13 protein-coding genes are annotated in these 14,293 nt (G+C 31.9%); all 13 read right to left on the bottom strand.

Going from position 1 to position 14,293, the window contains the following annotated elements; translation table 11 throughout:
* Positions 1-283 precede the first annotated feature (283 nt).
* Complete coding sequence (gene groL / locus HMPREF1984_RS05855; RefSeq protein ID WP_021767005.1) at positions 284-1,906, bottom strand: chaperonin GroEL; 1,623 nt, start codon at positions 1,904-1,906, stop codon at positions 284-286.
* Between the two features lie 51 nt (positions 1,907-1,957).
* Positions 1,958-2,221, bottom strand: coding sequence for a co-chaperone GroES (locus HMPREF1984_RS05850; protein WP_021767004.1), 264 nt, complete (start codon positions 2,219-2,221; stop codon positions 1,958-1,960).
* Between the two features lie 258 nt (positions 2,222-2,479).
* A complete protein-coding gene (locus HMPREF1984_RS05845) occupies positions 2,480-3,106 on the bottom strand; it encodes a peptidylprolyl isomerase (RefSeq protein ID WP_021767002.1) in 627 nt (208 codons plus the stop codon).
* An 18-nt stretch (positions 3,107-3,124) separates the two neighbouring features.
* A complete protein-coding gene (locus tag HMPREF1984_RS05840; RefSeq protein ID WP_021767001.1) occupies positions 3,125-3,472 on the bottom strand; it encodes a hypothetical protein in 348 nt (115 codons plus the stop codon).
* 111 nt (positions 3,473-3,583) lie between these two features.
* Positions 3,584-4,357: an ABC transporter permease gene (locus tag HMPREF1984_RS05835; protein ID WP_021767000.1), complete on the bottom strand. Its 774-nt coding sequence runs from the start codon at positions 4,355-4,357 to the stop codon at positions 3,584-3,586.
* A 3-nt stretch (positions 4,358-4,360) separates the two neighbouring features.
* Positions 4,361-5,146, bottom strand: coding sequence for an ABC-2 family transporter protein (locus HMPREF1984_RS05830; protein ID WP_021766999.1), 786 nt, complete (start codon positions 5,144-5,146; stop codon positions 4,361-4,363).
* Positions 5,143-6,177, bottom strand: a complete 1,035-nt coding sequence (locus tag HMPREF1984_RS05825) for an ATP-binding cassette domain-containing protein (RefSeq protein WP_156894251.1) — start codon at positions 6,175-6,177, stop codon at positions 5,143-5,145. Before HMPREF1984_RS05825 ends, HMPREF1984_RS05830 begins: the two co-directional genes overlap by 4 nt.
* Before the next feature lie 63 nt (positions 6,178-6,240).
* The gene (locus tag HMPREF1984_RS05820) at positions 6,241-7,164 is read right to left on the bottom strand and encodes a manganese-dependent inorganic pyrophosphatase (protein ID WP_021766997.1); all 924 of its coding nucleotides are present in this window, start codon (positions 7,162-7,164) and stop codon (positions 6,241-6,243) included.
* A 213-nt stretch (positions 7,165-7,377) separates the two neighbouring features.
* Positions 7,378-8,199, bottom strand: coding sequence for a diacylglycerol kinase (locus tag HMPREF1984_RS05815; protein ID WP_021766996.1), 822 nt, complete (start codon positions 8,197-8,199; stop codon positions 7,378-7,380).
* Positions 8,200-8,217: 18 nt separating this feature from the next.
* Positions 8,218-8,682, bottom strand: a complete 465-nt coding sequence (gene ybeY / locus HMPREF1984_RS05810) for an rRNA maturation RNase YbeY (RefSeq protein ID WP_021766995.1) — start codon at positions 8,680-8,682, stop codon at positions 8,218-8,220.
* A gap of 6 nt (positions 8,683-8,688) precedes the next feature.
* The gene (locus tag HMPREF1984_RS05805; RefSeq protein WP_036099975.1) at positions 8,689-10,737 is read right to left on the bottom strand and encodes an HD family phosphohydrolase; all 2,049 of its coding nucleotides are present in this window, start codon (positions 10,735-10,737) and stop codon (positions 8,689-8,691) included.
* Between the two features lie 12 nt (positions 10,738-10,749).
* Positions 10,750-13,221: a helicase C-terminal domain-containing protein gene (locus HMPREF1984_RS05800; RefSeq protein ID WP_021766993.1), complete on the bottom strand. Its 2,472-nt coding sequence runs from the start codon at positions 13,219-13,221 to the stop codon at positions 10,750-10,752.
* A gap of 216 nt (positions 13,222-13,437) precedes the next feature.
* A complete protein-coding gene (locus tag HMPREF1984_RS05795) occupies positions 13,438-14,232 on the bottom strand; it encodes a DUF4198 domain-containing protein (RefSeq protein WP_021766992.1) in 795 nt (264 codons plus the stop codon).
* Positions 14,233-14,293 lie beyond the last annotated feature (61 nt).

Below are 14,293 nucleotides of genomic sequence, written 5' to 3'. Positions count from 1 at the left end.
ATATGAGTAAAATTTTAGTAAATGAAAAAAATATGGTTTTTTTTATATTATATTCATAATTTGAATATTTTGAGACAGCCTTTTTTAATATATAAAAATCAGCCTGAAATCCTATAACTTGAAAATCTTTAATGGTTGTTAGATTTAGAGATAGATTTTACAAATTTATAAAATAAAAGGCTGATTTTAAGAGATTGATAAATCATGGAAAAAATTACTTTTTCTTAGTTTTTATTTCCATCAATTATATTTTAGCAATTATTTATAACTTATAATTACTTAATTACATCATTCCCGGCATTCCCATTCCACCAGGCATTCCTCCCATTGGAGATTCTTCCTTTTCATTTGCAACTGCCACTTCTGTAGTTAACAGTACAGACGATACTGATATTGCATTTTGAATAGCTGATCTTGTTACTTTTGTAGGATCTATTATTCCTGTTTTTACCATATCAACATATTCTTCCTTAGCAGCGTCAAACCCAATTCCTTCTTCAGAACTTTTAACTTTTTCAATTACAACTCCTGCATCCAATCCTGCATTTAATGCTATCTGTCTCATTGGAGCGTAAAGTGCCTTCTTAACAATATCCACACCAAGACCTTCTTCACCTTCCAGTTTAAAGTCTTCTATTGCTTTAGCTATTTGAACAAGTATTGTTCCTCCGCCAGGAACTATTCCTTCTTCAACTGCCGCCTTAGTGGCATTTAAAGCATCTTCTATTCTTAATTTCTTTTCTTTCATTTCAGTTTCTGTAGCCGCACCAACTTTTATAACTGCAACTCCTCCTGAAAGTTTAGCCAATCTTTCCTGTAATTTTTCCCTATCATAGTCAGATGTTGTTTCTTCAATTGCATTTTTAATCTGGCCTACTCTTGCCGCTATATCTTCCTTAGCTCCCAGTCCATCTACAATTACTGTGTTATCCTTTGTAATTCTTACTTTCTTAGCTTGACCAAGGAAATTAATATCTGCTGTTTCCAGCTTAATTCCCTTTTCTTCTGAAATTACTTCTCCACCTGTAAGTATTGCTATATCCTGAAGCATAGCTTTTCTTCTATCTCCAAATGCAGGTGCTTTAACTGCAGCTATGTTCAATGTTCCTCTCAGTTTATTTACTACCAATGTTGCAAGTGCTTCTCCTTCAACATCTTCAGCAATTATAAGCATCGGTCTTCCCATTTCAACTGTTTTTTCAAGTATAGGCAATAATTCCTTCATGCTTGATATTTTTTTATCTGTAATAAGAACAAATGGACTGTCAAGTTCTACAACCATTCTTTCTGAATCTGAAACCATGTAAGGCGACAAATATCCATTGTCAAACTGCATTCCTTCCACAACTTCCAGTGTTGTATCAAGTGATTTTGCTTCTTCTACTGTAATTACACCTGATTCTCCTACTTTTGCCATAGCCTGTGCTATTAATTCCCCTATTTCCCTGTCACTTGCTGAAATTGCTCCAACTTGTGCTATTTCTTCGTTAGACTCTATTTTTTTAGCTCTTTTAATTAATTCTTCAATTACTTTTTTAGAAGCTTTTTCCATTCCTTTTCTTATAAATACTGGATTTGCCCCTGAAGCAACCATTTTAAGTCCTTCTTTTATTAATGCCTGAGCTAAAACTGTCGCTGTAGTTGTTCCGTCTCCTGCTACATCATTTGACTTTGTTGCAACTTCTTTTACTATCTGTGCCCCAAGATTTTCAATAGGATCTTTAAGCTCAATTTCCTTTGCTATTGTAACTCCGTCATTTGTAATGGTAGGAATTCCATATCCTTTATCCAATACAACATTTCTTCCTTTAGGTCCCAATGTTATCTTTACTGCATCTGCCAGTGTATCTACTCCCACTTCCAGTGCTTTTCTTGCTTCTTCATTAAATTTAATTACTTTTGCCATTTATATTCTCCTCCTGTTAAATTCCATTAATTATATAAACTTTGCCAACTGCTATTCTGTAATAGCCAGCACGTTATCTATATCAAGTATAAGAAATGAATCATCTCCATCTTTTACTTCTGTTCCTGTATATTTTTCAAATATTACCTTATCTCCTGCCTTTACATCTTCCACATCTTTTCCTACTGCAATAACCTCTCCTGTAATAGGTTTTTCCTTTGATGCTGTTCCCGGAAGAACTATTCCGCTTTTTGTAACTTCTTCCTGTTCTACCTGTTTAATCAATACTCTTTTTCCTAAAGGTTTAATTATCATTTTATCCTCCTATATTTACTGTAATTTTATCTCATTTAATTACTTTTCATTTTTAGCACTCACTTACTTCGACTGCTAACTATATAATAATACATTTTTTGATTTTTTGCAAGTTTTTTATAAATTTTTTCTGTATTAAAAGTGTTTAAAACAAAATCCACTTTCTTAAAAAAAACTTCTAACAAGTATTTTTTAATCCTGATTATCCATGATTTTACAAAATCCTCCATTAGAAGTTATTCAGTTATATTGTTATTATTACTGTTGCTGAGAAGCTTTCAATATTGCATCCCATTGAGTTGTTTCATAAGCAAAATAATTTAAGAAGTCATCTATTTTTCTTCCTTTAATTTCAATACTTAATATTTTATCATCAGGTCTTATTACTCTTACAACACTTAAATCCTGTCTAGATTTTGTTTCTCCTATGATTGTATGTTTCCCGTCTAATTGTGTAAGAGGAGATATTGTTATGAAAAACTGACTGCTGTTTGTATTTTGTCCACTGTTTGCCATTGCAAGCATTCCCGCATTTTCAAAACTCAACCAGTCTGAAATCTCATCATTAACTGTGTATCCTGTTCCACCTGTTCCATTTCCAAGGGGATCTCCTCCCTGTATAAGAACATTCTGGATAACTCTGTGAAAAGTAAGTCCATTGTAGAAATTATTTTTAGCCAGATATACAAAGTTTGCAACATTTTTTGGTGCAGCTTCAGGATACAGATATACTGATATGTCTCCTTTTGTTGTTTTAATTACTGCTTCCATTTCAAAGCTTTTCATAGCTTTTTTAAATTTTCTTTCTTCTTTTGTCATTTTAGCATTTCCGATACTAAAGAATGTAAGCATCAAAATTCCTAATAATAATGTAAACTTTTTCATTGTATCAACCTCTCCTTATTATTTTTTTATTCTTTTTATTATATCTTCAATATCAACGTTATTATTATAGTCAAGTTCAAAAATATGAAAATCAAAAACTTCTATTTCCAGATCCAGCTTCAATCTTTCCTTTTCAGTAACAAAGTTACTGTAAATTACCAGGACAGAAGCAGGATTTCCTGCACCATCGACTACATCAACTACATTTATAAGTCTTCCGTCTGAAATATTAAGCGTATCCCTCATTATTTCATAGGCACGTTTTTTATTTTTAGTCTCTTTATAAAACTCCGTTACTATTGAAGGTAATTTTATCCCAAAAAGAATTTTAATTTCTTCTCTTTTCTTAAATTTTATTACCGCCATACTTTTCCTTCTTAATCCTTTAATTTTTCTAAACTTATCGTGATTATATCATAAAGAATATTATTTTTCAATTTCAATTAAGTTAAGATTATCTTTCAAGTTTTTAAAGCATCAGTTACTTGACTGGTATTTTTTTAGTCCTGCATACCATACTTTATAGTTAATTACCGTAAAGAAAGCTACAAATCCTATATACCATAGCATATTCACCAAATTAATCTGGCCTCTTATAATATCCACCGGCAAATTAATAGCTGTCAGTATTGGAAGAAGCCACATAAGAAGCCCTCTTACCCATTTTGGATAAATAGATGCCGGTCTTGAAGATATTTCTTCCAATGTTTCAGGAATCCATAAAATCTGATCGGCCTTGTCTACCCAGAAGGTAATCATATTTGAAAAATTACACACTAAAAACTGAAACCATATCCCCATAATTACAAATAGAATATACATTATTATATGAAAAAATCCTATATGATACTTAAAAATAATCCATCCCTGAACTATAATTCCAAGTATTACGTTTATAAGGCTTGGAAAATCTGCCATATATAATGCATAGTACCAGAAGGAGTTTAATGGACGTAATAGTGTATAGTCGAGTTTCCCCTGAATTATATTAATAGATAAATCACTTGTTCCCCATACAAAAAAGAAACTATAACTATTCTGAATAATTGCCGCTGTTGTTATAAGGCTAAAATAATCCCATTTTGTCCAACCTAGTATATTGTCTGTATAGCTGAAATAAACCATTCCCGAAAACATCTCTAAAAAATAGAAAAATAAACTAAATACCACAATTAGAATAGATGTAGTTCTATAAATCAGAACCCTCTGTATACTGTTTGAAAGCATTGCTTTATATATTTTCAAATTCATAGACTATGCACCTACCCCTTCATATCTTTTCAGACCTTTTCTAAACGCCTTCTCGTATCCTATCCTTAAAATTACCATCCACAATACAGTAACAAGAATATAGACTGCCATTTCCCTATGAGAATACATTCCCTGAATAGCACGGACTGAAACAAATCCAATCAAGGCGAAGGGATTGTACTTAAATATATTGTACACTCCTTCAGGAAGCAAATCCAAAGGAAAAAATGCTCCTGAAAAAAGAGAGTAAACTCCCAGCATTATTACCTGTATCGGCCACACTTCTATCAGCCAGAATCCTACTGTTGAAAGAAAGGATAACAGGTAAAAAAACATCATGAAACATAGAATCATAAATACAGCAACTTCTGCAAAATAAAGCTTATCCTTAAAATAGCCCAGAAAACCGTATGTAAGAATTCCTGTCACATATATAATTATCATAAAAAATTTCTTTCCTATGAAGGTTGCAAGACTTTGATTCAGTATACTTACAGGTCTTAACAGTAAAGTTGTCAATGTTCCTTCCTGAATCTGTTTCCCAAGTTCCCTCATATGACTGAAATTGAAAAGAAAGTCCACCAGACTTATAAGAATAATATATGTAACCATTTGGCTCCTTGTATAGTTTCCCACTTTACTTCCATTCATTGACTTATATATATTAGTCCAGAGAAAATAAGACATAAATATTGGTATTGTTCTTGAAATAAGGGTAATTGCCGTATTAAACTTATACTGTAAATTTACTGTAGCCTGATTTAGTGCAATTATAATATACTTTTTCATTCACTGCCTTCTTCCTGACAAGTTTCTTCCGATATATCCACTTGACTGTCAGAATCCTTGTTACTGAAAAGCTTAAATATAATTTCTTCCAGTTCAGGTGTATTTTCCTTTATTGAAACAATGTCCTTTAAATTCAGGTTACCTATTTCAAATTCTCCATTTTCAGGATAAATTTCAAAAGTATTTTTTTCCAGTTTTTTTACAGTAAAGTTATCTCCTGAAAAAGGCAATTCATCCCTTTTACTTTCCACAATATATGTCTTTTTTGTTATAAATTCTTCCTTTAATTCTTCAAGTGGTAAGTCAAAATGCTTTTCACCCTTTAAAATGATAATTACTCTCTCACATAAATTTTCAATGTCCTTCATATAATGACTTGTTAAGATTATTGTTGTATTTTCTGTTTTGTTTACTTCCCTTAAAAAATCATATACTGCATACTGACTTGTTATATCAAGCCCAATAGTTGGTTCATCCAGAAATAGAATTTGAGGTTTATGGATTAGTGAGCATGTCAGCTCAAATTTTATTCTTTCTCCTAACGAAAGCTTTCTGACAGGTGTACTGACTTTTTCCTTCAGATTGAGCAATCTCAGAAGTTTTTCAAGCCTTTCCTCAAATTCCTTTCTGTCTATTTCATAAATTTCCTTTAACATTCTTAAAGTTTCCATAGCCGGCAAATCCCAAATAAGCTGACTTTTCTGTCCCATTACCACCCCTATATTTTTAAGATAATTCTTTTCTTTTTTATAAGGTGTTTTATTAAGACAAAGTATTTCTCCCGACTTGACTTCGAGAATTCCTGTCAGCAATTTTATCAAGGTTGTCTTCCCTGCTCCGTTAGGCCCGAGCAATCCGACTATTTCCCCTTTATTTATTGATATATTTATATTTTTTATCGCCATTACTCTTTTATGGTTTCTTTTCCATAAATCCTGTAATGTACCTTTTATTCCTGATTTTTTTTCATAAGTTTCATACCAGTAATTTAAATTTTCGCATTTTATTATTTCATTTCCAGTTTTTTGCAATGTTGCCACTCCTCTCTGTACGGAGGACCTCTAAATACTGTCTATTTTCTAAAAATTCCTATATTATGCTTCCTGAATAGCTTTTGTTAAAGGAGGTATAATTTGTTTCTTTCTTGAAACTACTCCTTTTAATGCTATTAAGTTATTATCAATTTTTTCATTGAAGGCTTTTTCTATAACTGCATTTCCGTCTCCTGCAACTATTCCTGTTGAATCATTTGATAATATATTAGTTATTGCAAATATAAAGAATTTCAATCCTTCTTTATTTATAATGTTATTTATTTCTGCCAGAAGTTTTTCCTTTCTTTCAAGAAGCTCTGCTTCATTTACAGTATTTACCTGTGCCACTCCAATTTTTGAACCATCCACTTCAAATATTTTCATGTCCATATTTATTAATTCTGATTCTGATTTTCCACCTAAAGCTGTTCCTGCCTTCAGCATTTCAAGTCCATATTCTTCAACATTTACTCCTGCTATTTCAGCAAGTTCCTTTCCTGCCTTCACGTCACATCCTGTACATGTAGGTGATTTAAACAGCAATGTATCTGAAACAATTGCACTTAACATCAGTCCTGCTGTTGTTGGTTCAGGAAGAAGATTATTTTCCTTAAAAAGTTTAAGTATTATTGTGGCAGTACATCCTACCGGCTCCATTCTCACATATAGAGGTTCATCCACATTAAAATTTGATATTCTGTGATGATCTACAAGTTCAAGAACTTTTGCTTCTTCAAATCCGTCAGCAGTCTGAGTTCTTTCATTGTGATCCACAAGCATTATTTCTTTTCCTGAAACGCTTTCTATCAATTCAGGCTTTTCAACCTTAAAATAATCTAACACAAATTTTGTTTCTTCGTTTACTTCTCCTAATCTTACCGCTTTTACATCTTTCCCCAATTTTCCTTTTAATTCAGCATATGCTATTGCTGAACAGATTGTATCCGTATCCGGATTTTTGTGTCCAAAAACTAATATTGACATATTTGTCCTCCTTAAAAATTTGATTGTATTTTATTTAATTTTTGTGTTTCTTAAATTTAAAAAAGTTATTTCATCTATTGCAATTTCAGAAGTTACTATAAAAACCCCTGAATTTTTTCCTATTTCTTTTAAAATTATTTTATCTTTATCGTATTTTTCTATTATACCATATTTTTCATAATAGGATTTCTCATATTCAAAAAAATATTCATTCTAATTATACAGTATCCTGAACTGCACAAGTGTAAACATAATTATAAAAGCTATCATAAATCCTAGTATTCCACCTGCAAGAACTTCCTTGAAACTGTGTATTCCTGCTTTAACCCTGCTCTGAGCCACCAGAAGTGCCATGAACAGCCCTAATGCCTGTATCCTTATATCACTTGTCATGAACATTATTATACCGAAAGTGGCAAATCCTATCGCACTGTGTCCACTCGGCATTCCACCTTCAAGTGGTGTTCCATGTTTATAAAAGGTTTTGATTACAACTACTATGATTGCAGTCAGAACCAATATAAGCACTGCAATATTTCCCTTTCTTGCAGCCATAATATGCAAATCATTCTTACTGTCAAATATATCAAGAAGTTTATCATAAAACAGAAGATAACCTACACAAAGTGCATTTATAGCTGACACAAGTACCGCTCCTGCCGCCACATCCTTGGCAAGTTTTGCCAGAGGATGTCTATTTGGTGATATAAGATCCACAAGTGCTTCAACCGAAGTATTTATCATTTCAGTTATTATAACAAATGAAACTGATAAAGAAATTATTAATATTTCCACCTTTGTGGCATTTGTAAGTATCGCAAGAATTACGACTATTATTGCCAGCAATATATGAAATTTCATATGTTTTTCATTTCTTAATGAAGCTGTCAGCCCTTCTATTGCAAAATTAAAGCTGTCGATAATCCTACGATCCCTCTCCCTTTCCTTCTTTATATCCCAGTCATAATTTTCAGGTTTTTTCCCAAACATAAAGAAACCTTTTTTAGGCTTTTTCTCCTGATTCTGTTCACTCATTCACATCTCCCCATTCATTTAATCTCTTGTATAATTAAACTGTGAAAGTATTTCTTCCTCACGTTTTCTCATCACAGCCTTTTCTTCTTCAATTATATGGTCGTATCCAAGCAGATGAAGCAATCCATGACAAAAAACATAGTAAAATTCCCTTTCATCAGAATGGCCATATTCCTTTGCCTGTTCCTTTACCCTATCTAGAGAAATTACAATATCTCCAAGTATATTCATAGGCCCTATATTTTCTGTTTCATTATAGGCAAATGAAATTACATCTGTTACAGCATCCTTATCCCTATAATCTCTATTTATTGTCTGAATAACATCATTTGTAGTTATCAGCAATGAAAGATAATAGTCATTTTTTTCATATTCTTCGTTATATTCGCTTTTTAATATAAAACTTCCAAATTCCCTTATTTTTTCTTCATCGAGATATTCCTCAAGCTCTTCTATTTCATATGTTATGTCACATTCCAGCATTTTTACCTACCTCTTTCTAACTTTTTCATCAAGTTTAGGATATTTTATTCTTTCATGATAAGCACCCTGTAAAGTATTAAGGAATGCCTGAGTAACTTTTTCTATTTCACCTAAAGTTAAATCTGCATCACTTAACTGGTTATCATCAATTTTATATCTTATAAGATATCTTATAAGATTTTCCAGTCCTTCCCTACTTTTATCTTCGGAAGACCTTACTGCAGCTTCTATCGTATCTGCAAGTAAGATAATTGCTGATTCCTTTGTTCTCGGCTTTGGACCGCTGTATCTGAAATCTGATTCCAGAACGTTTTCACCATTTTCAAGTGCCTTGTAATAAAAATACTGAACCAGTGTAGTTCCATGATGTTCAAGTATTACATCAAGTATTTCCCTAGGAAGCTTATTCTGTTTTCCTAAAATATACCCGTCCTTTGTATGGGAAGTTATTATCAGTGCACTTAATGAAGCCTTTATTTTATCATGAGGATTTTCTCCACCTTTCTGGTTTTCCACAAAGAATGTAGGTAATTTCATTTTACCGATATCATGATAGTAGGAAGCAATTCTTGCAAAGGTTGCATTTGCTCCAACTGCCTCCGCTCCACTTTCTGCAAGTGCCCCTACCATTATGCTGTGGTGGAATGTTCCCGGAGCTACAAGCAGCAGCTGTTTTAATAACGTATGTGAAAAGTCACTTAATTCAAGCAGCTTAATATCCGTCAGTATATCAAAGGTGTTTTCCAGATAAGGCAGTAACGCCAGTGACAGCATTCCTGTAAATATTCCTGAGAATACAGAAAATATAATCATGAACATCAATGATATAAATTCCAGCTGATTTACAAGTCCATAACTTAAAGTAAGCAATGCCTGGAATACTCCTAAAAATATCCCCAGTTTCACTATATTAGTCCTGTTTGTCAGTTTATCAGCCTTGTAAATGGCAACTACCGATACCGCAAGTGTTACTAGAAACCACGATTCATCCCTTGAAAGAATCATCATATTGAAAAATGTAAAGGTCAGTGCATATATTTTATTTCCCAATACAGTCAGCATAATAGGTATCATTGCAAAAGGTAAAAGATATATACTGTATTCACTGTGGAAAAATATAATGTATAATCCGTTAGTTATAATTATTGTTATTATTGACGGATAAAATGCGTTTGATTCCACTTCCTTTTCAGAATATTTCTTTAATATGAAATAAAATAAAGCAGCTATCATTATGAATGTTACAGCAAGTCCAACTGTTTTTCTTACTTTGTCATCTTTTCTTATCATATTTAATTTTTCAAGTTTCGTATATGCATCACTGTCAATAGTATCACCTTTTTTCACAATAATATCCCCTTTATATATTTTCACTTCCTTATCCTGAAGCGAACGGAGATTCTCTTCAATTTTTTTTGCTGTTGCATCATCGTTTATTTTCAAATTTGGCTTAATAAAATTCTTTAACAGTTTTGCATCCAGACCATCTATTTTAATATCTTTTTTTCTAAGTATTTTTGGAAAATCTTCTGCCTTTACTACTCCTATACCATAAGCTTCTGTAGCCGTAGTTATAAGGTTAACTATATAACCAACATCATTTCTCACTGCCAGCTGTTTGTAATCTTCAACAGTAAGATTATACTTATGTTCCTTTATATAATTTTTTATTGTTTCATCATTGGAAACATCAATTCCTTTCATATCCTGAAAGAATGAATTAATTGAATCTATCGTTTCCTTTTTCACTTCCGGAATTTCATCATATTCCGGAGTTGTAGTTTTTATTATCTTATCCTGAATATTGTCATCCAGAATATCCATATAATATGTGACATTCTTATAGGCAATTATGTCAGATTGAGCAACGGAACCGATTTTATAATCCCGCTGTAATCTTGAAATTTCTATAATTATACCAAAAATTAGAAATACAAGAATAGCAAGTCCAAAACGGAATAGAAATTTTTTCCGCTTCTTTACATTACTGCTGCTCTGCTTTCTTTTTTCCTTTACTTCCAGAACAATTTCACGCCCGAATATATTAATTACCATTTCATCCTCCAATTACTCTGTATCTTCCATTTCTAAAATCTCTTTTTTACTTTTTACAGTTATGTTTTTAGGTAATGCCCTTAAAAATTTCTTTCCATAACTTTTCTTTATTACCCTGTTATCCAGGATTGTTATAATTCCTTTATCTTCCTTACTCCTTATAAGCCGTCCTATTCCCTGCTTAAACTTTATTACCGCCTGAGGTACCTGATAGTCATTAAAAGGATTTTTCCCTTTTTCCTTTATATTTTCTATAATTGCTTCCGTTACAGGATCATTTGGTACTTTAAACGGAAGTTTCACTATGATTACAGACTGCAGCTGTTCCCCCTGCACATCTACTCCTTCCCAGAAACTGTCTGTTCCAAACAGAACAGGATTTCTGGAATTTTTAAATATTTCAATCATTTCATGTCTAGGATAGTCATTCTGTTTTATCAGTGTATAATCATTTTTACTGAAATACACTTTTATCTTATTATACAGATAATTCATGGAACTGTAGGAAGTAAACAGAAGAAAACAGTGGCCTTCTGTCTTTTTTATTATTTTTTCCACAAATCCTATTAAATCATCTAAAAATTCTATATTATTTGGATCGAGTGTATCTTCAGGAATATATACTTCTGTCTGTTTCTCATAATCAAAAGGTGAATCTATTATTTTTTCTTCAACTTTTTTTCCTTTGTTATTTTTCAATCCAAGACTTTCCCTGAAATAATTAAATTTATTATCCACAGCCAATGTAGCTGAAGTAAACACCATCCTTTCCATTTTACTGAACAGGCTGTCATTCAGATCTTCTGATATATCAAAAGGTGTGGCATGAAGTTCTATATTTGCCTTTGAAGGAATAAAATTTAGCCAGTATACGTAATCCTTATCATTTGATTCTATAATAAACTCAAAATTTTTATAATATTCCTTCAACCTGTTATAATATTTTGTAAAATCAAAAATTATTCCATCCTCATCTTCAAGGTCAAAATCTTCTATATTATTTAAAAATTTATTTATTTTACGTATCAGTTCACCATACATTTCCTTCAGTTCAATATTTCTGTCAATTATTTCCTTCCAGAATTTAGTATTTTTTATTTTAGGTCTATCTATTCTTTCCTTTATTTCAGCATTTGAAAGTTCCTGAGCAAAAGGATACATTATCTTGTCAAAAATTTCGTTTCCTTTATTATAAAAACTGTTTAAAATGTTTATAATTTCTTCCTTCATGTCATCTATCCTGATATAATCCCCCTGAGAAAGATTTTCATTCAGATATCCAAGAAGTCTCGTTAATGCCCCAGCATTATTTTTCCCTGTTACCCTTGTGTTGTGTATACTTCCCATAAGCCTTCCAAAAGAATATCTTGAAATTTCATAAGTAAAGTAATTTCTTGCAGTATCTTCAAGATTATGTGCTTCGTCAAACACTACAATATCATAATTAGGCAATATGGAATAATCTGTATTAAAACCAATTTCATTTCTTATTGACAAATCTGCAAAAAACATATGATGATTTAAAATCAGCATATTTGCATCAGAAATATTTTTTCTTGCCTTAAAAAAATGACAGCTTGAATAAAATTGACATTTTACTCCCATACATGTATCAGTTTCACTTTTTATCTGTTCCCATATTTTATATGGAACATCATACTTCAGTTCACCCCTGTCACCTGTAGCAGTGACATTATCCCATTCAACAAGATTTTTAATTATTCTTTTTTCCTGCTTTTCTTCTTCTGTATCCTTTTCAGTTACGATAGTATTCATATTATGCAGTTTTCTTTTACTGAGATAATTTCCCCTTCCCTTCACTATTTCATATTGAAATTCTCTTTCAATTATCTTTTCAATTAAAGGAATATCCTTGCTTATAAGCTGTTCCTGAAGATTTATAGTATTTGTTGAAATAATAAGTTTTAGATTATTTTCAAGTGCATACAGTAAAGTAGGCAGCAGGTATGCTATGGTCTTTCCCGTACCTGTCCCAGCTTCAACTATAAGTTTTCTGTTATTATTCATACATTTTTCAATATTTTTTGACATCTCGTACTGTTCCTTACGAGTTTCAAACTTACCAATTTTCTCATGAATTCTTCCATTCTCTCCGAAATATTCATCTATATTTATTTTTTCCTGTTTTTTTAAAGGTACTATGACATAAATATCATCTACACTGTTATTTACAATGTAGGATGCCCCTCCACTGTTTCCATACCCACTGGAAACAGATATATCTGCATTTGAAGGAAGTAAAACTCCCGAAGGATGATTATGTATTATTACTTCATTTTTCTTCATCATATTCAGTAATGCCGCTACGGAATATTCATTCCCCCTTGCAATAACCTCAACTTCAGAGACTACTCCCGCTTCATCCGGAATACCCCTGAAGAAAACTTCATTCCCATTCGCTTCACTTATCTCTTCTCTCATTTTTTCAATTGTATCGGCATTAATAAAATCAGTAATTCTCATTTCTCCTCCTACTTAAAGATTTTACTATATATGAGGTTTTTTTTCAACTTTTTCTTTACTTTCTCATAAAAAATATGTACCTCCAAACTTTTCAATTTTCATTGGCAAGTTTATTGGTACAATTTTTTAATAACTTTTATTATGATAACTCTTATTTTTCAAAATCTTTTGTATGAAATCTTTTAGGTATACTCCTAATTCTTTCATCATTTTTTTCTATTTTACTTCAATCAGTAAAGTTGTATCTTCCACATATTTCTTTTCCCTGTCTATCATTGCTCTTCCCCTTATAGACCATAGACCTTTATGTGGGAAAGAAACTACAAAATAACCGTTGCTGTCTGTATAAGTTCTCAATGCAACCTTTTCCTTCTGAAGTTTTCCTGTAAATGTTCCTTTTTTCATATCTACTTTTCCGTTTATATAGTCGATTGCAACATCAGTATCCTTCATCGGATTACCATTTTTATCTACAAGAAGTCCTTTAAATACTGAATTTACATTTACTTCAGATGGATTTGTGAAAGGAATTATTTCATAGTAACCGTCAGCTGCTCTTTTTTTCCAGTCACTTCCCTTGCTTCCGTCCTTTGTTATAACTGTTTTTACAATTCCGTTAAACAGATAAGAGCTTCCATCATCAAAAGTCTGTCCAGGAACAGCAATAATTACCCAGTCTCCTCCACCTTTTAGCTCAGTGTCAAGTGTAAAGTCTAAAGTTCTTCCCGAAGCTTTATCTGTAGTTATTTTTCCTTCCTTTACTTTTCCAGTTAAATCTATTTTTTCACCATTGTGTATAGCAAATACTTTTTCTGCCAGGTGAGTTTCATTTTTTACCTTCCCAACAGGTATAGGAGCTTCTTCTCCACCGTCATCCGGATGACCAAACATCACCTTGAAGGGAACCGATGATTTTCCTGTCACATTTAAAGTATCAGTGTAAATAAACTGATTATGGGCACTTAGATTTACTGCAGTTAATACAGCTAAAATTCCTAAAATTTTTTTCATTAAAAATTACCTCCGTATTCTGTTTTATGATATATCAAAAAATTGATAACACTCCAATTCC

It is taken from the genome of Leptotrichia sp. oral taxon 215 str. W9775, assembly GCF_000469505.1.
Lineage (GTDB): Bacteria > Fusobacteriota > Fusobacteriia > Fusobacteriales > Leptotrichiaceae > Leptotrichia_A.
This window is presented reverse-complemented; position numbering and strand designations above follow the sequence as displayed.